At 62.3% G+C, this 20,472-nt stretch carries 16 protein-coding genes; 10 read left to right on the plus strand and 6 right to left on the minus strand.

What is annotated here, in order from left to right:
* Positions 1-34: 34 nt before the first annotated feature.
* A complete protein-coding gene (locus HX801_RS24415; RefSeq protein ID WP_003218986.1) occupies positions 35-1,954 on the minus strand; it encodes an ATP-binding cassette domain-containing protein in 1,920 nt (639 codons plus the stop codon).
* Positions 1,955-2,166: 212 nt separating this feature from the next.
* On the opposite strand from HX801_RS24415, the gene HX801_RS24420 reads away from it, so the two are divergent.
* On the plus strand, positions 2,167-4,095 hold the full coding sequence (locus HX801_RS24420) for a transglycosylase SLT domain-containing protein (protein WP_008437594.1): 1,929 nt from the start codon (positions 2,167-2,169) through the stop codon (positions 4,093-4,095).
* 63 nt (positions 4,096-4,158) lie between these two features.
* Here the strand turns inward: HX801_RS24420 and HX801_RS24425 are convergent, their stop codons facing one another.
* Positions 4,159-5,967 carry an ABC transporter transmembrane domain-containing protein gene (locus HX801_RS24425; protein ID WP_177008120.1) on the minus strand — a complete coding sequence of 603 codons (1,809 nt, stop codon included), beginning with the start codon at positions 5,965-5,967 and terminating at the stop codon, positions 4,159-4,161.
* 216 nt (positions 5,968-6,183) lie between these two features.
* On the opposite strand from HX801_RS24425, the gene HX801_RS24430 reads away from it, so the two are divergent.
* Positions 6,184-6,357, plus strand: coding sequence for a PA1571 family protein (locus HX801_RS24430; RefSeq protein WP_003218992.1), 174 nt, complete (start codon positions 6,184-6,186; stop codon positions 6,355-6,357).
* A 51-nt stretch (positions 6,358-6,408) separates the two neighbouring features.
* On the opposite strand, the gene pdxB is transcribed toward HX801_RS24430, so the two are convergent.
* Positions 6,409-7,551 (minus strand): 4-phosphoerythronate dehydrogenase PdxB, encoded by a 1,143-nt coding sequence (pdxB, locus tag HX801_RS24435; RefSeq protein ID WP_008437589.1) that lies wholly within the window; start codon positions 7,549-7,551, stop codon positions 6,409-6,411.
* A gap of 327 nt (positions 7,552-7,878) precedes the next feature.
* On the opposite strand from pdxB, the gene HX801_RS24440 reads away from it, so the two are divergent.
* Entirely contained in the window at positions 7,879-9,267 is a 1,389-nt protein-coding gene (locus tag HX801_RS24440) for an MATE family efflux transporter (protein ID WP_102368386.1), read from the plus strand.
* On the opposite strand, the gene tusA is transcribed toward HX801_RS24440, so the two are convergent.
* Together tusA and rlmM are read right to left on the minus strand one after the other, a co-directional pair.
* Positions 9,264-9,515 carry a sulfurtransferase TusA gene (tusA, locus tag HX801_RS24445; RefSeq protein ID WP_003218998.1) on the minus strand — a complete coding sequence of 84 codons (252 nt, stop codon included), beginning with the start codon at positions 9,513-9,515 and terminating at the stop codon, positions 9,264-9,266. The two genes, HX801_RS24440 and tusA, sit on opposite strands and share 4 nt — an antisense overlap.
* A gap of 108 nt (positions 9,516-9,623) precedes the next feature.
* Positions 9,624-10,697 carry a 23S rRNA (cytidine(2498)-2'-O)-methyltransferase RlmM gene (gene rlmM / locus HX801_RS24450; RefSeq protein WP_003219000.1) on the minus strand — a complete coding sequence of 358 codons (1,074 nt, stop codon included), beginning with the start codon at positions 10,695-10,697 and terminating at the stop codon, positions 9,624-9,626.
* Positions 10,698-10,888: 191 nt separating this feature from the next.
* On the opposite strand from rlmM, the gene acnA reads away from it, so the two are divergent.
* The 3 genes from acnA (at position 10,889) to HX801_RS24465 (ending at position 16,184) form a co-directional block, all read left to right on the plus strand.
* Positions 10,889-13,630: an aconitate hydratase AcnA gene (acnA, locus tag HX801_RS24455; RefSeq protein WP_177022898.1), complete on the plus strand. Its 2,742-nt coding sequence runs from the start codon at positions 10,889-10,891 to the stop codon at positions 13,628-13,630.
* A 111-nt stretch (positions 13,631-13,741) separates the two neighbouring features.
* Positions 13,742-14,533 (plus strand): CPBP family intramembrane glutamic endopeptidase, encoded by a 792-nt coding sequence (locus tag HX801_RS24460; protein WP_003219003.1) that lies wholly within the window; start codon positions 13,742-13,744, stop codon positions 14,531-14,533.
* Between the two features lie 85 nt (positions 14,534-14,618).
* Complete coding sequence (locus HX801_RS24465; protein WP_003219005.1) at positions 14,619-16,184, plus strand: PAS domain-containing methyl-accepting chemotaxis protein; 1,566 nt, start codon at positions 14,619-14,621, stop codon at positions 16,182-16,184.
* A gap of 81 nt (positions 16,185-16,265) precedes the next feature.
* Here HX801_RS24465 and HX801_RS24470 read toward each other — a convergent pair whose 3' ends face one another.
* Complete coding sequence (locus tag HX801_RS24470) at positions 16,266-16,955, minus strand: alpha/beta family hydrolase (RefSeq protein WP_177022899.1); 690 nt, start codon at positions 16,953-16,955, stop codon at positions 16,266-16,268.
* Between the two features lie 79 nt (positions 16,956-17,034).
* Between HX801_RS24470 and ccoN the strand changes: the two genes are divergently transcribed.
* Genes ccoN through ccoP form a run of 4 tightly spaced genes read left to right on the plus strand, consistent with a single transcriptional unit; the run spans position 17,035 to position 20,232 of the window.
* On the plus strand, positions 17,035-18,459 hold the full coding sequence (ccoN, locus tag HX801_RS24475) for a cytochrome-c oxidase, cbb3-type subunit I (protein WP_003219009.1): 1,425 nt from the start codon (positions 17,035-17,037) through the stop codon (positions 18,457-18,459).
* 10 nt (positions 18,460-18,469) lie between these two features.
* Positions 18,470-19,078 (plus strand): cytochrome-c oxidase, cbb3-type subunit II, encoded by a 609-nt coding sequence (gene ccoO / locus HX801_RS24480; RefSeq protein ID WP_003219010.1) that lies wholly within the window; start codon positions 18,470-18,472, stop codon positions 19,076-19,078.
* A 3-nt stretch (positions 19,079-19,081) separates the two neighbouring features.
* Complete coding sequence (locus tag HX801_RS24485; protein WP_003219012.1) at positions 19,082-19,288, plus strand: cbb3-type cytochrome c oxidase subunit 3; 207 nt, start codon at positions 19,082-19,084, stop codon at positions 19,286-19,288.
* Positions 19,285-20,232, plus strand: coding sequence for a cytochrome-c oxidase, cbb3-type subunit III (gene ccoP / locus HX801_RS24490; protein ID WP_003219014.1), 948 nt, complete (start codon positions 19,285-19,287; stop codon positions 20,230-20,232). Before HX801_RS24485 ends, ccoP begins: the two co-directional genes overlap by 4 nt.
* Positions 20,233-20,472 lie beyond the last annotated feature (240 nt).

A 20,472-nucleotide genomic window follows, 5' to 3' on the forward strand; every position in this document is an offset into this window, starting at 1 on the left:
ATGAGCGCCGGGTTTTTTATTGCGCTTGAATCACTCAGGCATCCAGCTCGGCCCAGCGTTCAACCAGGGCTTCAAGCTCGCTGTTAAGCTGCTCGAGGGATGCAATCACCTTGGCGGTTTCTGCAGCCGGACGCAGGTAGAAACCCGCGTCAGCCATTTCAGCTTCAACGGCAGCAATCTGCTGTTCCTTGGCGTCGATATCACCCGGCAGTGCTTCCAGCTCACGTTGCAGCTTGTAGCTGAGCTTCTTCTTCGCAGCAGGTGCTTCCTGGGCTGGTGCCGGAGCAGCAGCCACTGGAGCAACCACGGCCGAGGTCAAGTCAGCCTTGCCGGACTTGCTCTCGGTCACGCCCAGCAGGCGCGGCGAGCCGCCCTGGCGCAGCCAGTCCTGGTAACCACCGACGTATTCACGCACCTTGCCTTCACCTTCGAAGACCAGGGTGCTGGTGACCACGTTATCGAGGAATGCCCGGTCGTGACTGACCATCAGCACGGTGCCGTTGAAGGTCAGCAGGACCTCTTCCAGCAGTTCCAGGGTTTCCACGTCGAGGTCGTTGGTCGGTTCGTCGAGTACCAGCAGGTTGGCTGGCTTGCTGAACAACTTGGCCAGCAGCAGGCGCGCACGCTCACCACCGGACAAGGCCTTGACCGGCGTACGTGCACGCTGCGGGCTGAACAGGAAGTCGCCCAGGTAGCTCAGCACGTGGCGGCTCTGGCCGTCGATGTCGATAAAGTCGCGACCTTCGGCGACGTTGTCGATCACGGTTTTTTCCAGGTCCAACTGGTGGCGCAACTGGTCGAAGTAGGCCACGTCGATGCGCGTGCCCTCTTCCACGGTACCGCTGGTGGGTTGCAGGCCGTTGAGCATCAGCTTGAGCAAGGTGGTCTTGCCGGTACCGTTGGCGCCGAGCAGGCCGATACGGTCGCCGCGCTGCAGGACCATGGAGAAGTCCTTGATCAGGAACGGGCCGTCCGGGTGATGGAAGCTGACGTTTTCCAGCACCATCACTTGCTTGCCCGACTTGTCGGCGGTGTCCAGCTGGATATTGGCCTTGCCGGTGCGTTCACGGCGCTCGCTGCGCTCGACACGCAGGGCTTTCAGGGCACGTACGCGGCCTTCGTTACGGGTGCGGCGGGCCTTGATGCCCTGGCGGATCCAGACTTCTTCCTGGGCCAATTTTTTGTCAAACAGCGCATTGGCGGTTTCTTCGGCGGACAGTGCAGCTTCTTTATGCACAAGGAAGCTGGCGTAGTCGCCATTCCAGTCGATCAGGCCGCCACGATCCAGTTCGAGGATGCGGGTTGCCAGGTTCTGCAGGAAGGAACGGTCGTGCGTGATGAACAGCACGGCGCCCTGGAAATCCTTGAGGGCTTCTTCAAGCCAGGCGATTGCGCCGATGTCCAGGTGGTTGGTCGGTTCGTCGAGCAGCAACAGATCCGGTTCGGAAACCAGGGCCTGGGCCAGCAGGACGCGGCGACGCCAGCCGCCGGACAATTCGGCGAGGGTCTTGTCGGCGGGCAGTTGCAGGCGGCTCAGGGTGCTGTCGACCAATTGCTGCAAGCGCCAGCCGTCGCGGGCTTCGAGGTCTTGCTGGACGTGCATCAGCTTGTCCAGGTCGGCTTCGGTGACGCAGTTCTGCGCCAGGTGATGGTATTCGGCGAGCAGTGCGCCCACGCCGTCGAGGCCTTCGGCAACCACGTCGAACACTGTCCGTCCGTCGGCCACCGGCAATTCTTGCGGCAATTCGCCAATCTTGAGGCCCGGGGCGCGCCAGACAGAGCCGTCATCGGGCTTCTGGTCGCCTTTTACCAGCTTCATCATGCTGGACTTGCCGGTGCCGTTGCGGCCGATGATGCACACCCGCTCACCACGGGCGATCTGCCAGGACACCTTGTCCAACAACGGCATAGCGCCGAAAGCAAGGGACACATCGCTGAATTTGAGCAGGGTCATACGCTTCTCCAAAAACTGGGCGCGCATTCTACCTGACTTAGGGCTCGAGGCGGCCGGCATTTTCGCCGCTGACACGTTCTGTTGGACATTTCAGATGAACTTGAACGAAGCGACCGGCAAAGCTTTCACCGGTTGCGGGCAAAAGGCTAAGCTAGGGGCAATCAGTGTCGGCGACGTCGGCACTAGTCCAGATTCCTCTGCACGGACGTCTCATGCGCAGTCGCCTTTTCAGCTTTTTATCTTGTCTGCTTCTTTCTGCCACCGCCGTTCAATCCGCCCAGGCCGTGGACCTCACCACCCAACGTCAATATTACGATGAAGCCAAACGAGCCCTCGCCAAAGGCGACAGCGGCCCGTATTTCCAATACAGCCAGGCCCTGGCCGACTACCCGTTGACGCCGTACCTCGCCTACGACGAGCTCACGGCGCGACTGAAAACCGCCAGCAACGAGGAGATCGAACAATTCCTCGCCAAGAACGGCGACCTGCCCCAGGCCAACTGGATGAAACTGCGCTGGTTGCGCTGGCTGGCCGACCGTGGCGACTGGCAAACCTTTGAAAAGTACTACGACGCCAAACTCAATTTCGTCGAACTGGACTGCCTCCATGGCCAATTCCAGCTGACCCACAACCAAAAAGCCGAAGGTTATAAAACCACCGAGAAGCTGTGGCTGACCGGTAAATCCCAGCCTGCGGCCTGTGATGCCACCTTTGGCCAGTGGGCCGCCGACGGCCAACTGACCGAACAGAAGATATGGGACCGCGCCAAGCTGGCCGCCGAAGCCCGCAACTATCCGTTGGCCAACAGCCTGGTGAAGACCCTGCCGACCCTCGGCGCCCAGGGCCGCCTGATGGTGGACGTGGCGCAGAAGCCCGACATGCTCGGCGACCCATCGCGCTTCCTGCCGGCCAACGAAGCCATGTCCGATGCCGTAGGCCTGGGCCTGCGCCGCCTGGCACGCCAGGACCCGGACAAGGCCATGGCCCTGCTCGACGGTTATGCCAGCAGCATGCACTTCTCTCGTGACGAAAAAGTGTCGATCGCCCGGGAAATCGGCCTGACCCTGGCGCGTCGCTACGACCCGCGCGCCCTCGACGTGATGACCAAATACGATCCGGAACTGCGGGACAACACCGTTTCCGAATGGCGCCTGCGCCTGCTGTTGCGCCTGGCCCGCTGGGAAGACGCCTACCAGTTGACCCGCAAGCTGCCCCAGGACCTGGCCACCACCAACCGCTGGCGCTACTGGCAGGCCCGCAGCCTGGAACTGGCAGAGCCGAAGAACCCGCAAGCCCTGGTGATGTACAAGGGCCTGGCCAAGGAACGAGACTTTTACGGTTTCCTGGCGGCGGATCGCTCCCAGTCCCCGTACCAACTGAACAACAAGCCACTGGTGATGAGCCAGGCGCTGATGAACAAGGTACGCAACACACCGGGCGTGCGCCGCGCCCTGGAGTTCTACGCCCGTGGCCAGATCGTTGATGGCCGCCGCGAGTGGTACCACGTCAGCCGGCATTTCAACCGCGACGAAATGGTCGCCCAGGCCAAGTTGGCCTACGACATGAAGTGGTACTTCCCGGCGATCCGCACCATCAGCCAGGCGCAGTACTGGGACGACCTGGACATCCGCTTCCCGATGGCCCACCGCGACACCCTGGTGCGCGAAGCCAAGGTCCGCGGCGTGCATTCCAGCTGGGTATTTGCGATCACCCGCCAGGAAAGCGCCTTCATGGACGACGCGCGCTCCGGCGTCGGCGCCACCGGCCTGATGCAACTGATGCCCGGCACCGCCAAGGAGACTGCGCGCAAGTTCAGCATCCCGCTGGCTTCGCAACAGCAGGTGCTCGACCCGGACAAGAACATCCAGCTCGGCGCCGCCTACCTGAGCCAGGTCCACGCCCAGTTCAACGGCAACCGCGTGCTCGCCACCGCCGCCTACAACGCCGGCCCGGGCCGTGTACGCCAATGGCTGCGCGGCGCCGATCACCTGAGTTTCGATGTGTGGGTGGAAAGCATCCCGTTCGACGAAACCCGCCAGTATGTGCAGAACGTGCTGTCTTATTCGGTGATCTACGGGCAGAAGCTCAATGCACCGCAGCCGCTGGTGGACTGGCATGAGCGGTATTTTGATGATCAGTAAGTAACGCTATCCCATAAAAAATGCCCGCATTGAGAGATGCGGGCATTTTTTGTGGGCGGTGAATCAGTGGGTGGTCGACTCACCATCACTGAACTGCAACGCCGCCAGCCGTGCATACAGCGGATTGCTGGCGATCAGTTGCTGATGCGTCCCCACCGCCACCAGCTTGCCCTGGTCCATCACGGCAATCCGGTCGGCATTCTTCACGGTGGCCAGCCGGTGGGCGATGACCAGGGTGGTGCGCCCTTCCATCAACTGCGGCAGCGCCTGCTGGATCAGGTGTTCGCTCTGGGCGTCCAGCGCGCTGGTGGCTTCGTCCAGCAGCAGGATCGGTGCATCCACCAACAAGGCCCGGGCGATGGCCAGGCGTTGGCGCTGGCCGCCGGAGAGGCCCATGCCGCCGTCGCCCAGGTGGGTCTGGTAGCCGTCGGGCATTTGCAAAATGAAGTCGTGAGCGTGGGCGATGCGCGCCGCCTCCTCGACCTGGGCAAAGGTGGCCGTCGGATTGCCGTAGCGGATGTTCTCCTCAACGCTGCCGAAAAACAGCGCCGGGCTCTGGGACACCAGGGCGAAACAGCGGCGCAGGTCCAGCGGATCCAGCTCGGTCAGCGGGTGGCCTTCAAGCAGGATGCGGCCTTGCTGGGGATCGTAGAAACGCAGCAACAGATCGAACATCGTCGATTTACCCGCACCGGACGGACCGACCAGGGCCAGGGTTTCGCCTGCATTGATGCTCAGGCTCAAGCCGTCGATAGCAAAACGATCCGGGCGCGACGGATAGGAGAAGCGCAAATCCTGGATTTCCAGGCGGCCGCTGACCCGCTCCGGCAACTTGATCACGTTGGCTTCGGGCGCCTTGATCTCATTGCTCGACTGCAGCAATTCGCCAATCCGCTCCGCCGCACCGGCGGCGCGCTGCAACTCGCCCAACACTTCACTCAAGGTACCGACGGCACTGCCGACGATCAGGCTGTAGAACACGAACGCCGCCAGCTCACCACCGGAAATGCGCCCGCCGATCACGTCCATGCCGCCGACCCAGAGCATCACGCCCACGGCGCCCAGCACCAGCATGATCACCAGGGTAATCAGCCAGGCGCGCTGCACGATGCGTTTGCGGGCGGTGGTGAACGCCTCTTCCACCGTCAGCGCGAAGCGCTGTTCGTCCTGGACCTGGTGGTTGTAGGCCTGCACGGTCTTGATCTGGCCGAGGGTCTCGGACACATAGCTGCCGACATCGGCGATGCGATCCTGGCTCTGGCGCGACAGGCTGCGCACCCGGCGGCCGAAGATCAGGATCGGCGCCAGCACCAGTGGCAGCGCTATCACGACGATGCTGGTGAGCTTGGGGTTGGTGACAAACAGCAGCACGATCCCGCCGATCACCATCAAGGCGTTGCGCAGGAATAGCGACAGCGAGGAGCCGATCACCGATTGCAGCAAGGTGGTGTCGGTGGTCAGCCGGGACTGGATTTCCGAGCTGCGATTGTTTTCGTAGAAGCCCGGATGCAGGTAGATCAAGTGGTTGAACACCTGCCGCCGGATGTCCGCCACCACCCGCTCGCCGATCCACGACACCAGGTAAAACCGCGCAAAGGTGCCCACCGCCAGGCCCAGCACCAGGATCATGAACAGACCGATGGATTGGTTGAGCAGGTGCGGCGACTGGGTCATGAACCCCTGGTCCACCAGCAGGCGAATACCCTGGCCCATGGACAAGGTAATGCCGGCGGTGACGATCAGCGCCAACAAGGCGCCCAGGGCCTGCCAGCGGTAGGGAGCGACGAAGCGACTGGCCAGGCGAATCGCGCGGCGTTGACGGGCTGAGAGCATGGAGGGTTTCACCTGAAGGTTGGAGACGGGAACCTGCATAGCTACATGGGGGGAACTTGAGCGAATCACAATGAGTCAGGTTAATTATGCTCACCGAACCTAGGCCCTAGAGGCTATCGGTCTAAGGACCGGCTGGAAATTTGTATCGGTTTCTGCTGGACTGGGCATTCGATCTGCGGGCCGCGCAAGGAGTTGTAACAACGCGGTCACGCGGGGGTTTTAAAGTAGGTACACAACCTGATGAGGAGACGGGCCATGTCCTTGCAAAACAGCAGCAACGCCAAAATTCAAGTGATCCGCCAACCGCAGCAATTGCCTTGCTCGTATATCGACGCTCAGGGCCGCGAAGTGCAAATCACCGAAGAAATGATCCAGAGCGCGTGCGCCGAACTGGAACAGAAATTGGTCAAGCCTGCCAAGCGAGGCTGATTCGCCCACGCTCTCTTAAACCCGGCCTTGATGGCCGGGTTTTTTGTGCCTTCAGATTGCCTGTGCGCCCAATGCTGCCACGATGCTCGACAAGGCGGCAGACTCGCCGTTGATCCGCACTTTCAAGCCGTCAATCTCACGCCGCTCGGGGTAGTGCTTGCGCAATAGGTCGAAGGCCTTGCGCTGCTCATCCACTGTGCCTACCAGGCTGCGGCGGAAATCCGCGTCATCACGGCGCGGGTCGTACACGCTGCGGCACAGGGTCGCCAGGGCCCAGGCCGGATCGGTATTGGCATTGAGGCTGACTTCGGCCAGCCACGGCTCCGGCAGCAAGTCGCTCAATTGAATCGTCGGGTCCTGACCAAGATGCCGGCAAAACGCCTGATAGATCTGCGCCGTGCCGCGCTGCTTGCCGTCCAGGCTGTAGCCGGCGATATGCGGGGTGGCCAGCACACACAGGTCGGCCAGGTCGACGTCCACCTGCGGCTCGCCTTCCCACACATCCAGCACGGCCTGCAGGTCTTCGCGCTCCAGCAGCACCTCCTTGAGGGCGGCGTTGTCCACCACCGGGCCGCGGCTGGCGTTGATCAGCCAGGCACCGGGCTTCAGCTGGTTGAGGCGCTCGCGGTCGAACAAGTGCCAGGTGGAGCCGTTGCCGGATTTGTTCAGCGGCGTGTGCAGACTGATCACATCGCACTGCTCGACGATCTGCTCCAGGCTGACGTAATCACCGTCCTCGGCGATCTGCCGGGGCGGGTCGCACACCAGCACGTTCCAGCCCAACGCCTTGAGCACCTTGACCAGACGCCCGCCGACTTCACCGGCACCCACCACACCGTAGGTGCGCTGGGCCAGGTCGGCGCCTTCGATCTCGGCCAGGGTCAGCAGGCTGCCCAGTACATAGTCGACCACGCCACGGGCATTGCAGCCGGGGGCGCTGGACCACTGGATGCCGGCGCGCTGGAAGTAATCGAGGTCGAGGTGATCAGTGCCGATGGTGCAGGTGCCGACAAACCGCACCGGCGTGCCTTCGAGCAAGGCCCGGTTGACGTTGGTCACTGAACGCACCAGCAGCACATCGGCCTGCTCGATCGTCGCGCGGTCAATGGACCGGCCCGGAACCCGGCGAATCTCGCCGAATCCTTCGAAGAATGCATCGAGCAGCGGGATATTTTCGTCGGCAACAATCAGCATGGCAGGCTCCTTTCACGGATCAGCAGTGTACAGCGGTTTTCCTTGTGGCGAGGGAGCTTGCTCCCGCTGGAGTGCGCAGCGCTCCCAAATGCAGCACCGTATTTTTTCAGGTACACATCGGTTGCCCGTTCTGGGGCTGCTGCGCAGCCCAGCGGGAGCAAGCTCCCTCGCCACAGCAAGCTCCCTCACCACAGCAAGCGCCCTCGCCACAAAACGCTGCATTTGCGCGGGGATGTGTTTACAAATCCACAACACAGGTTTTTTCCTGACCAACACGTCAAGGCGTAGAATGCGCCGTCCTGCGCTCCCCCTATCGGACATCCGTACGTGAACACTGCCACAACCACCACCGCCCTCTCCCGCCCCGCCCGCGTCAGCCTTGAAGTGCGCAATCTGCTGGCCCTGGCCCTGCCGATCATGATCGGGCAACTGGCGACCACCGCCATGGGGTTCGTCGATGCCGTGATGGCCGGGCGTGTCAGCTCCCGAGACCTGGCGGCAGTCGCCCTGGGCAACTCCATCTGGATCCCGGTGTACCTGCTGATGACCGGCACCCTGCTGGCCACCACGCCGAAAGTCGCCCAACGCTTCGGCGCCGGCACCCACGGTGAAATCGGCCCGCTGGTGCGCCAGTCGATGTGGCTGGCGCTGGTGGTGGGGATTACCGCGCTGCTGTTGCTGATCAGTGCCGAACCGATCCTGCATGTGATGAAGGTCGATCCCGAGCTGATCAAGCCGTGCATGGGCTACCTGCACGGCATCGCTTCGGGCATGCCGGCCATTGCGTTGTATTACGTGCTGCGCTGCTTCAGCGACGGGCTGGGCCGAACGCGGCCGAGCATGGTCATGGGCCTGTGCGGGCTGGCGCTGAATATTCCGTTGAACTATGTGTTCATCTACGGCCACTTCGGCGTGCCGGCCATGGGCGGCATCGGTTGCGGCTGGGCCACGGCGATCGTGATGTGGGTGATGATGCTCGGCCTGGCCGCCTGGACCCGCTGGGCGCCGGTGTATCAGAGCAGCGAGCTGTTCAAGCGCTTTGACTGGCCGCAATGGTCGGTGATCAAGCGTGTGTTGAGCATTGGCTTGCCCATCGGGATCGCGGTGTTCGCCGAGTCGAGCATTTTTGCGGTGATCGCGCTGCTGATCGGCAGCCTCGGCGCCACGGTGGTGGCCGGGCACCAGATCGCGCTGAACTTCAGTTCGCTGGTGTTCATGATTCCCTATTCCCTGAGCATGGCGGTCACCGTGCGCGTGGGCCAGGCCCTGGGCCGTGGCGAACCCCGTGAGGCGCGCTTTGCCGCAGGTGTCGGAATGGGCACCGCGTTGGTGTATGCCTGCCTGTCCTGCAGCCTGATGCTGCTGTTTCGCGAACAGATCGCCACCATCTACACCCAGGACCCGCTGGTGATCCAGGTGGCGGCGATGCTGATTGTGTTTGCGGCGCTGTTTCAGTTCTCGGACGCGATCCAGGTCACGGCCGCCGGCGCACTACGTGGTTACCAGGATACTCGGGTGACCATGGTGCTGACGTTGTTTGCGTATTGGGGCGTGGGCTTGCCGGTGGGCTACGCGCTGGGGCTGACCGAGTGGCTGGGCGACGCCCGCGGCCCGAGCGGCTTGTGGCAGGGGCTGATCGTGGGCCTGAGCTGTGCCGCGGCGATGTTGGTGATCCGCCTGGTGCGCAGCGCACGCAAGCGGATTCGCCGGGCTTAAGCCGATTTCTTGCGGATCCAGTATAGGTACGTACCGGCCTGCTCCTGCTGGTCCACCAGTTCATGGTCGAGAAACACGCAGAACTTGGGGATGTCGCGACGGGTCGACGGATCGGTCGCGATCACCTTGAGCAAGCCACCGGGCGCCAGGTCGCGGATGTGCTGGTGCAGCATCATCACCGGTTCCGGGCAGTTGAGGCCGGTGGCGTCGAGGACGGCATCGACGGGTAAATCAGGGGTCAGGCTCATGGTTTACTCCTAAACAGGCCGGCATTTTAACGGTAACGCGGGGCGCCAGGTAGCCAGCGGCGCCCTCGGTTTTTTCGCGAGCAAGCTCGCTCCTACATTGAGCAGCGTTTACCGGGCCTTTGGCTTCTTCACATCCAACCGGCGCAAATGGCAGGTCACTTCTTCACGGTCGTGGTACAGCTGCTTGCAGCCGATCTCCACCCGGATGCCACGTTCCTTGAAGCCTTCCGCGATGCGTTCAAGCAGGCGCTTCACTTCGGCATAACGCTGCTTCATCGGCAACTTCAGGTTGACCACTGCTTCGCGGCAATGTCCCTCGCCGATCCAGGTTTCCAACAGGGCCGCATTGCGCGCCGGTTTCTCGACGATGTCGCAGACCATCCAGTCCACCGGCTGCTTGGGGGTGTAGATGAAGCCGTCGGCCATCAAGTGCTGCACCAGCCCGGTGTCCATCAGGCTTTCGGCCATCGGGCCGTTGTCGATGGCGGTCACCAGCATGCCGCGGTTGACCAGTTGCCAGGTCCAGCCGCCAGGCGCTGCGCCGAGGTCGACGCCGGTCATGTCGCTGTGCAGGCGCTCGTCCCACTGATCACGGGGGATAAAGTGGTGCCAGGCCTCTTCCAGCTTCAAGGTCGAGCGGCTTGGCGCGTCCCGCGGGAATTTGAGGCGCGGGATGCCCATCGGCCACATGGCCGAGTTGTTTGACTCGGCCAGGCCCATGAACACTTCGCGGCCGCTCTTGAAGGTCAACAGCAGGCGCGGCTTGCTGGCGTCTTCCACCAGTTTGCCGGCGGCCATCAGCGCCTTGCGCAAGTGAACTTCGAATTTCTTGCAGAAGTTCGACAGCTCCTTGCCGTCATTGGTGTCGACCATTTCCAGCCACAGGCTGCCGCACACCGGGAAATCCCGCAGGTGCGCGAGGATCACGCTGATACGGTCGGTTTCCGGCAAGTCGATGAACACCCCGCGCGCCCACTGCCGCGGGAAGATCAGCTCGGCAAAGCGTTGGCCGCGCATCAGGCGCTGGGCGCCGTCTTCTTCGGTGCAGACAAATTCGGCGCAGGCGCTGCCGGTCTTGGCCTTGGCATAGCCCGAAACGTTCAGGCGTGCGGCGTGTTCCGCGATCTCGGAACAGACTTCGCCTTCAAAACCCGGGCGGCAGTGCATAAAAAGGGTGTTCATCAACTCTCCTGGATCACGGGCTTGCTATAGCGCAATGCCTGTCATGAAAACGCGCGCATGATAGCCGAGTTCGGAACCTTGGACTTATTGATAGAGTCCAGTAATTAGCCAGCTACTTAAAACAGGGCTAATTTGTAAGCTCTGTTCGTCCCGTCAGGTCCGTAGCCGTGCGGACCATAAGGAGTCATGTAATGTCATCCCTTGATAGTCTGAGAACCCTTAAAGCCTTACAGATCGACGACAAGACCTATCACTACTTCAGCCTGCCCGAAGCCGCCAAGAGCCTGGGTGATCTGGACAAGCTGCCGATGTCCCTCAAGGTGCTGCTGGAAAACCTGCTGCGCTGGGAGGACGAAAAGACCGTCACCGGCGCCGACCTCAAGGCCATTGCCGCCTGGCTCAAGGAGCGCCGCTCCGACCGCGAGATCCAATACCGCCCCGCCCGTGTGCTGATGCAAGACTTTACCGGCGTGCCCGCCGTGGTCGACCTGGCCGCCATGCGCGCCGCCGTGGCCAAGGCCGGCGGTGACCCGCAACGCATCAACCCGCTGTCACCGGTGGACCTGGTGATCGACCACTCGGTGATGGTCGACAAGTTCGCCACCACCGGCGCCTTCCAGGAAAACGTCGACATCGAAATGCAGCGCAACGGCGAACGCTACGCCTTCCTGCGCTGGGGCCAGAGCGCCTTCGACAACTTCAGCGTAGTGCCACCGGGCACCGGCATCTGTCACCAGGTCAACCTGGAATACCTCGGCCGCACCGTGTGGACCAAGGATGAAGACGGCCGCACCTACGCCTTCCCCGACACATTGGTAGGCACCGACTCCCACACCACCATGATCAACGGCCTTGGCGTACTGGGCTGGGGCGTGGGCGGGATCGAAGCAGAAGCCGCGATGCTCGGGCAGCCGGTGTCGATGCTGATCCCGGAAGTGATCGGCTTCAAGCTCACCGGCAAGCTGAAAGAAGGCATCACCGCCACCGACCTGGTGCTGACCGTCACCCAGATGTTGCGCAAAAAAGGCGTGGTCGGGAAATTCGTCGAATTCTATGGTGATGGCCTGGCTGACCTGCCCCTGGCAGACCGCGCCACCATCGCCAACATGGCCCCGGAATACGGCGCCACTTGCGGCTTCTTCCCGGTGGACGACGTGACTCTGGACTACCTGCGCCTGTCGGGCCGTCCTGCAGAAACCGTCAAACTGGTGGAGGCCTACACCAAGGCCCAGGGCCTGTGGCGCAATGCAGGTCAGGAGCCGATCTTTACCGACAGCCTGGCGCTGGACATGGCCAGCGTCGAAGCCAGCCTGGCCGGGCCTAAACGTCCGCAAGACCGTGTCTCACTGCCTAACGTCGGCCAGGCCTTCAGCGATTTCCTCGACCTGCAATTCAAACCCACCAACAAGGAAGAGGGCCGCCTGGAGAGCGAAGGCGGCGGCGGTGTTGCGGTGGGCAACGCCGACCTGATCGGTGAAGCCGACTACGACTTCGAAGGCCAGACCTATCGCCTGAAAAACGGCGCGGTGGTGATCGCGGCGATTACCTCCTGCACCAACACCTCCAACCCCAGCGTGATGATGGCGGCGGGCCTGGTGGCGAAAAAGGCCGTGGAGAAAGGACTGAAGAGCAAGCCCTGGGTGAAAACCTCCCTGGCGCCGGGCTCCAAAGTCGTGACTGATTACTACAAAGCGGCAGGCTTGACCCACTACCTCGACAAGCTGGGCTTCGACCTGGTGGGTTATGGCTGCACCACCTGTATCGGCAACTCCGGGCCGCTGCCCGAGCCGATCGAAAAAGCCATCCAGAAAGCCGACCTGGCCGTGGCCTCGGTGCTCTCGGGCAACCGTAACTTCGAAGGCCGGGTGCACCCCCTGGTGAAAACCAACTGGCTGGCCTCCCCGCCCCTCGTGGTGGCCTATGCCCTGGCCGGCACCGTGCGCATGGACATCAGCAGCGAACCACTGGGCACCGGCTCTGACGGAAAACCGGTGTACCTGCGGGACATCTGGCCCAGCAGCAAGGAAATCGCCGACGCCGTTGCACAAGTCAGCACCGGGATGTTCCACAAGGAATACGCCGAGGTGTTTGCCGGTGATGAACAGTGGCAGGCCATTGAAGTGCCGCAGGCTGCAACCTACGTGTGGCAGAAGGACTCCACCTACATCCAGCACCCACCGTTCTTCGACGACATCGGCGGCCCGCTGCCGGTGATCGAAGACGTCAAGGGCGCCAACGTGCTGGCATTGCTGGGGGACTCGGTGACCACCGACCACATCTCCCCTGCCGGCAACATCAAGACCGACAGCCCGGCCGGCAAATACCTGCGCGAGCAAGGCGTCGAACCGCGGGACTTCAACTCCTACGGCTCGCGTCGCGGCAACCATGAAGTGATGATGCGCGGCACCTTCGCCAACATCCGCATCCGCAACGAAATGCTCGGCGGCGAGGAAGGCGGCAATACGATCTACATCCCTACCGGCGAGAAAATGCCGATCTACGACGCGGCCATGAAGTACCAGGCCTCGGGCACCCCGCTGGTGGTGATCGCCGGCCAGGAATACGGCACCGGCTCAAGCCGTGACTGGGCGGCCAAGGGCACCAACCTGCTGGGGGTCAAGGCGGTGATCGCCGAGAGTTTCGAGCGGATTCACCGTTCCAACCTGGTGGGCATGGGCGTGCTGCCCCTGCAGTTCAAGCTGGACCAGAACCGCAAGGCACTCAAGCTGACCGGCAAGGAGAAGATCGACATCCTCGGGCTGACCAACGCCGAGATCGAGCCACGCATGAACCTGACGCTGGTGATCACCCGTGAGGATGGCAGCAGCGAGAAGGTCGAAGTGCTGTGCCGCATCGACACCCTCAATGAGGTCGAGTACTTCAAGGCCGGCGGGATCCTGCACTACGTGTTGCGGCAGTTGATTGCCTCGTAACTGACACGCGCTACCCAAAACACCGCCTTCCCTGGCGGTGTTTTCATTTTTACCGTCGGTGACGCTCGGTATACTGCCGCCCTCAGATTTTGACTGTCACAAGGATTCCCCATGCTTGCATTGCCATGGCTGTACCTGGCGCTTCTTTCCATCGGCTATGTACTTGCCTTGAGCTACGGGCAATTGGGGTTGATGGCGGCGCTTTCCGTCGCCATGCTGCTGTTGGCCGGGTTTGCCGTGCGGCAACAGCGAAACCCGTGGGTACGCTATCTGGGCCACGGGCTGTTTATCGTGCTGGCGCTGGGGCTGGCGATGCATTGGCTGCCGGGGTTCTACAACGGTCGCGGGATCGCCCCGCAGCGCTTTACGGACGACGCCGTGCCTTTCTCGATGTACCTGAACCAGGACAAACCGCTGATTGGCTTCTGGCTGCTGCTGGCCTGCCCGTGGATTGTTGCGCGCCGGTCCCTGCGCCTGTCGATCTACGCCACCGCCCTGGCGTTGACACTGACGGCGATTGCCGCCCTGGGCGGCGCTGCGTTGCTGGGCGTCATCAGTTGGGCCCCGAAGTGGCCGGAGCAGGCCTGGCTGTGGGTGTTGAATAACCTGCTGCTGGTGACCCTGGTGGAGGAAGCGCTGTTCCGCGGTTATATCCAGGGCGGCCTGAGCCGACGGTTCAAGCAATTGCCCTATGGTGAAAACCTCGCATTGCTGTTGGCCGCCCTGTTGTTCGGCCTGGTACACCTGGGCGCAGGCTGGCAGTGGACCCTGCTGGCGACCATCGCAGGCCTGGGCTACGGCCTGGCGTATCGCTTTGGCGGATTGGGCGCGGCGATCGTTACGCACTTCGGGCTGAACCTGCTGCATTTCGGGTTGTTTACCTATCCGATGCTGGCGGGCTGAGGCTGCGCCGATTGTTGCAAAAAATAAGTTAAATAAAACCCCGCGACGGTCGACAACCTGTCAAAGCCTTGCGGATTGAACAATCATGCGTAATAACCAACCCGTTACCCAGCGCGAACGTACCTTCCCCGCTCAGCAACGGTTGATCTCCACCACGGATGCCAAAGGCGTGATCACCTACTGCAACGACGCCTTCGTCGAGATCAGTGGGTTTTCCCATGACGAACTGCTGCGTGCCCCGCACAACCTGGTTCGTCATCCGGATGTGCCGGCGGCAGTGTTCGCACACATGTGGTCCACGCTCAAACAAGGCTTGCCATGGATGGGCATCGTCAAGAACCGCTGCAAGAGCGGTGATCACTATTGGGTCAACGCCTATGTGACACCGGTCTTCGACGGCAACCAGGTGATCGGCTACGAGTCGGTGCGGGTCAAGCCCACCGCCGAGCAGATCCGCCGTGCCGAAGCGCTTTACCAGCGCATCAACCAGGGCAAGCCGGCCATCCCGCGCCGCGACAAGTGGCTGCCGGTGTTGCAGGACTGGCTGCCGTTTATCCTGGTCAGCCAGTTGAGCTTCCTGATTGGCGTGTGGCTCAATTCCCACTGGGGCTTTGCCCTGGCAGCGGCGCTGTCGGTACCGCTGGGCCTGTTGGGCCTGAGCTGGCAACAACGCGGGCTCAAGCGCTTGCTGCGCCTGGCCGAACAGACCACCTCAGACCCGCTGATCGCGCAGATGTACACCGACAGCCGCGGCGCCCAGGCGCGCCTGGAAATGTCGATCCTCAGCCAGGAGGCGCGCCTGAAGACGTGCCTTACCCGTTTGCAGGACACGGCTGAACACCTCAACTCCCAGGCGGCGCAGTCCAATACCCTGGCGCATAACAGCTCCAGCGGTCTTGAACGCCAGCGCGTGGAAACCGAACAGGTGGCCACCGCGGTCAACCAGATGGCCGCGACGACTCAGGAAGTCGCCAGCCATGTGCAACGCACCGCCGATGCCACCCAGGAAGCCAATCGCCTGACCGGGCGTGGCCGTGATATCGCCGGCGAAACCCGCGAGGCGATTCAGCGCCTGTCGGTGGCCGTGGGCGAGACCGGCGTGACCGTGACCCAACTGGCCAAGGACAGTGACGAAATCGGTGGCGTGGTGGATGTGATCAAAGGCATCGCCGACCAGACCAACCTGCTGGCGCTGAACGCGGCCATCGAAGCGGCCCGTGCCGGGGAGATGGGTCGCGGCTTTGCGGTGGTGGCCGACGAAGTGCGGCAACTGGCCCAGCGCACCAGCGAGTCCACCGGGCAGATTCATGCGCTGATCGCCAAGCTGCAACAGACCGCCAGCGCGGCCGTACAAACCATGGACGCCGGGCATCGCCAGGCGGAAGAAGGTGTGGCACGGGTGATGGAAGCGGATCAGGCGCTGATCGGGATCAGCGAGGCGGTGGCGCACATCACTGATATGACGGCGCAGATTGCGGCGGCGACCGAAGAGCAGAGCTCGGTGGCGGAAGAGATCAGCCGTAACATCAGCACCATTGCGCTGCTGGCGGACCAGACGTCGGAACAGGCGTTGAATTCGGCGCAGTTGAGTGAAGAGCTGACGCATACCGCCAATACTCAGTATTCGCTGGTAGAACGCTTTAACCGGTAAACCGCTTTCGCGAGCAAGCCCGCTCCCACATTTGGAATGCATTTCAAATGTGGGAGCGGGCTTGCTCGCGAAAGGGCCCTATCAGGCGCCGAGAAACCCGGCCACCTTCACCGCCGCAGCCTCCAGATGCTGCTCATGACTAAACCCCGAAGCCTTCAACGGCTTCAAATCATGATCCCCCGCCACCAGCCACATCACCTCGATGCTCGGCGACAACACATACCCTTCCACCGCCGCCCGATTGCCCAACGCATCCCGCTCGCCCTGCACAATCAACGTCGGCGTCTTCAGTCCGGCCAGATGCTCGGTCCGGGGTTTCTCCGGTTTGCCCACCGCATAGAACGGATAACCCAGGCACACCAGCGCGTCCGAGCCCAATTCATCCGCCAATAGACTGGCCATCCGCCCGCCCATCGACTTGCCGCCCACCGCCAGTTTCCCAGCGACATGACGTCGCACCTCGGCATACACCTCACGCCAGCATTCCAGCAGCTTCGGCGCCGGGTTCGGCGGACGTTTACCGCCATCCACACGGCGCTGGGCCATGTACGGAAACTCGAAGCGCAACACGTTCACGCCATGCCCGGCAAGGCGTGCAGCCATGTCGCTCATGAAGCCCGAGTCCATCGGCGCGCCCGCGCCGTGGGCCAGGATCAGCGTCGCGGGCGTACGCGCGATAGACCCTGTCGCGGCATTCCACAACCAGCCGCGTTCCCGCACACACTGCGCCCATTGATCCCCGTCAATACTGGCCTTGTGCTCTTTGCCCATGCTTGCCTCGCTTTTTAGTCTGCCTATAACTCCAGCCCAAGTGCCGCATTTGCTTGGGTTGAACCGTGGATGGGGAACCATGAACACTACTTTAAGTACCGCCTATAACTACAAGGTGGTCCGCCAATTCGCCATTATGACGGTGGTGTGGGGCATCGTCGGCATGGGGCTCGGGGTTTTTCTCGCTGCCCAGTTGGTATGGCCCGAACTCAACTTCAATTTGCCCTGGACCAGTTTCGGCCGCTTGCGCCCGCTGCACACCAACGCGGTGATCTTTGCCTTTGGCGGTTGCGCGCTGTTTGCCAGCTCCTTCTACTCGGTGCAACGCACCTGCCAGACCCAATTGTTCGCGCCAAAGATCGCGCAGTTCTGCTTCTGGGGCTGGCAGCTGGTGATTGTGCTGGCCGCGATCACCTTGCCGCTGGGCTACACCAGCTCCAAGGAATACGCCGAGCTGGAATGGCCGATCGACATCCTGATCACCATCGTCTGGGTGGCCTATGCCATCGTGTTCTTCGGCACGGTGATGAAGCGCAACACCAAGCATATCTACGTCGGTAACTGGTTCTTCGGTGCGTTCATCATCACTGTGGCCATCCTGCATATCGTCAACAACCTGGAAATCCCGGTCAGCCTGACCAAGTCCTACTCGCTGTACGGCGGTGCGACGGATGCCATGGTGCAGTGGTGGTACGGGCATAACGCGGTAGGCTTTTTCCTCACCGCCGGCTTCCTCGGGATGATGTACTACTTCGTGCCGAAACAGGCCGAACGTCCGGTGTATTCCTATCGCCTGTCCATCGTGCACTTCTGGGCCCTGATCACCCTGTACATCTGGGCCGGCCCGCACCACTTGCACTACACCGCGCTGCCGGACTGGGCACAGTCCCTGGGCATGGTGATGTCGCTGGTACTGCTGGCACCGAGTTGGGGCGGGATGATCAACGGGATGATGACCCTGTCGGGCGCCTGGCATAAGTTGCGCAGCGACCCGATCCTGCGATTCCTGGTGGTTTCCCTGGCCTTCTACGGCATGTCGACCTTCGAAGGGCCGATGATGGCGATCAAGACGGTCAATGCCCTCTCCCACTACACCGACTGGACCATCGGCCACGTACACGCCGGGGCGCTGGGTTGGGTAGCGATGATCTCCATCGGCGCGCTGTATCACATGATCCCGAAAATCTTCGGTCGCGAGCAGATGTACAGCCTCGGCCTGATCAACGCGCACTTCTGGCTGGCCACCATCGGCACCGTGCTCTACATCGCCTCGATGTGGGTCAACGGCATCGCCCAGGGCCTGATGTGGCGTGCAGTCAACGAAGACGGCACCTTGACCTACTCCTTCGTCGAAACCCTGGTGGCCAGCCACCCAGGCTTCATCGTGCGACTGGTGGGCGGGGCGATCTTCCTCAGCGGCATGTTCCTGATGGCTTACAACACTTGGCGCACCGTGCGTTCGGCACAACCCGCCGAAGTCGCCGCTGCGGCGCAGATGGCCTGAGGAGTCGATGATGAAACACGAAACCATTGAAAAGAACGTCGGCCTGCTGATGCTGCTGATGGTGCTCGCCGTGAGTATCGGCGGCCTGACCCAGATTGTGCCGCTGTTCTTCCAGGATGTGACCAACAAGCCGGTGGAAGGCATGAAGCCCTACACCGCGCTGCAACTGGAAGGTCGCGACATCTATATCCGCGAAGGCTGCGTACAGTGCCATTCGCAGATGATCCGCCCGTTCCGCGCCGAAACCGAGCGTTATGGCCACTACTCGGTGGCCGGTGAAAGCGTGTGGGATCACCCGTTCCTGTGGGGCTCCAAGCGTACCGGGCCGGACCTGGCCCGCGTCGGCGCGCGCTACTCGGACGACTGGCACCGCGCGCACTTGTACAACCCGCGCAACGTGGTACCGGAATCGAAGATGCCGGCGTACCCATGGCTGGTCACCGCCCCGGTCGACAGCAGCCACACCGAGACCAAGCTCAAGGTGATGCGCACCCTCGGCGTGCCGTACACCGACGACGACATCGCCGGGGCCGTGGCCTCCCTCAAGGGCAAGACCGAGATGGACGCGCTGGTTTCGTACCTGCAAGTGCTCGGCACTGCCATCAAGAGCAAGAGGTGAGCCATGGGATTTGAATTCGATGCTGGAACCATCCGCGGCCTTGGCACGCTGGTCGTGGCCATCGCCTTCATCGGCCTGTCGCTGTGGGTGTTCAACTCCCGGCGCAACGCAGAGTTCGCCGAAGCCTGCCTGCTGCCGTTTGCCGATGAACCGCTACCGCCAACCCCCGACGCTCAAGAAGAGCCTGCAACAAGGAGCAACCGGCCATGACTACCTTCTGGAGTACATGGATCTGTGTACTGACCCTCGGCAGCCTGATCGGCCTGACCTGGCTGTTGATCGGCACCCGCAAGGGCGAGACCAAGGGCAGCGTGGACCAGACCATGGGCCACGCCTTCGACGGGATCGAGGAGTACGACAACCCGCTGCCGCAATGGTGGTTCATGCTGTTCGCCGGCACCCTGGTGTTTGCCGTCGGCTACCTGATCCTCTACCCGGGCCTGGGCAACTGGAAAGGCGTATTGCCGGGCTATGAAGATGGCTGGACCCAGACCAAGGAATGGGACAAGGAGATGGCCAAGGCCGACGCCAAATTCGGGCCGATCTTCGCCAAATTCGCGGCCATGCCGGTGGAAGAAGTCGCCAAGGACCCACAGGCGCTGAAAATGGGCGGCCGCCTGTTCGCCTCCAACTGCGCGGTGTGCCATGGCTCGGACGCCAAGGGCGCCTACGGCTTCCCGAACCTTGCAGACAACATCTGGCGCTGGGGCGGTTCGGCGGATGCAATCAAGATGACCATCATGAATGGCCGTCATGCCGCGATGCCGGCCTGGGGTGAAGTGCTGGGTGAGGACGGTGTGAAGAACGTCGCAGCCTATGTGCGCCATGAATTGGCAGGCCTGCCGCTGCCGGCGGACAGCACCGCGGATGTCGCCGCGGGCCAAGTGGCATTCAGCACCACCTGTGTCGCCTGCCACGGGCCGGAAGGCCATGGCGTGGAAGCCATGGGCGCGCCGAACCTGACGCAGCCAGGTGGCTTTATCTACGGCACCAGCCTGGCGCAGTTGCAGCAGACCATTCGCCACGGCCGCCAGGGCCAGATGCCTGCGCAGGAAGTACTGCAAGGCAATGACAAGGTGCACCTGCTGGCCGCCTATGTTTACAGCCTGTCCCACAATGCTGATGGCGCAACGCCTGACAGCCAACCCGAGTAATCCTGCACCACCCAAAAGCCGCGCCTGATTCAGGCGCGGCTTTTTTGCGACCCATTGTCGCACCCTTCCGATCGCTGACTTTCCCCTCCTGCCATTCGGGTCTACGCTTGTTTGCACAGTGGACTGGCATTGGCCGGTCGACGGCCGACTTGCACTCGATGGGTTGAAACATTTCTGCTCGATGACAGGCGCAAAGGCTGGTACCTACCGGCTGTCGTGCCACTGGCCATTCGTCACCCG

This window comes from Pseudomonas sp. G1002 (assembly GCF_013385455.1).
In the GTDB taxonomy this organism is placed as follows: domain Bacteria; phylum Pseudomonadota; class Gammaproteobacteria; order Pseudomonadales; family Pseudomonadaceae; genus Aquipseudomonas.

Coding starts and splice junctions, on each gene's coding strand:
- HX801_RS24425 (WP_177008120.1), bottom strand. CDS start 5,967: ATGCAGGTTCCCGTCTCCAACCTTCAGGTGAAACCCTCCATGCTCTCA.
- acnA (WP_177022898.1), top strand. CDS start 10,889: ATGTCATCCCTTGATAGTCTGAGAACCCTTAAAGCCTTACAGATCGAC.
- HX801_RS24485 (WP_003219012.1), top strand. CDS start 19,082: ATGGGATTTGAATTCGATGCTGGAACCATCCGCGGCCTTGGCACGCTG.
- HX801_RS24415 (WP_003218986.1), bottom strand. CDS start 1,954: ATGACCCTGCTCAAATTCAGCGATGTGTCCCTTGCTTTCGGCGCTATG.
- HX801_RS24460 (WP_003219003.1), top strand. CDS start 13,742: ATGCTTGCATTGCCATGGCTGTACCTGGCGCTTCTTTCCATCGGCTAT.
- HX801_RS24465 (WP_003219005.1), top strand. CDS start 14,619: ATGCGTAATAACCAACCCGTTACCCAGCGCGAACGTACCTTCCCCGCT.
- ccoP (WP_003219014.1), top strand. CDS start 19,285: ATGACTACCTTCTGGAGTACATGGATCTGTGTACTGACCCTCGGCAGC.
- ccoN (WP_003219009.1), top strand. CDS start 17,035: ATGAACACTACTTTAAGTACCGCCTATAACTACAAGGTGGTCCGCCAA.
- pdxB (WP_008437589.1), bottom strand. CDS start 7,551: ATGCTGATTGTTGCCGACGAAAATATCCCGCTGCTCGATGCATTCTTC.
- tusA (WP_003218998.1), bottom strand. CDS start 9,515: ATGAGCCTGACCCCTGATTTACCCGTCGATGCCGTCCTCGACGCCACC.
- HX801_RS24470 (WP_177022899.1), bottom strand. CDS start 16,955: ATGGGCAAAGAGCACAAGGCCAGTATTGACGGGGATCAATGGGCGCAG.
- HX801_RS24430 (WP_003218992.1), top strand. CDS start 6,184: ATGTCCTTGCAAAACAGCAGCAACGCCAAAATTCAAGTGATCCGCCAA.
- rlmM (WP_003219000.1), bottom strand. CDS start 10,697: ATGAACACCCTTTTTATGCACTGCCGCCCGGGTTTTGAAGGCGAAGTC.
- ccoO (WP_003219010.1), top strand. CDS start 18,470: ATGAAACACGAAACCATTGAAAAGAACGTCGGCCTGCTGATGCTGCTG.
- HX801_RS24420 (WP_008437594.1), top strand. CDS start 2,167: ATGCGCAGTCGCCTTTTCAGCTTTTTATCTTGTCTGCTTCTTTCTGCC.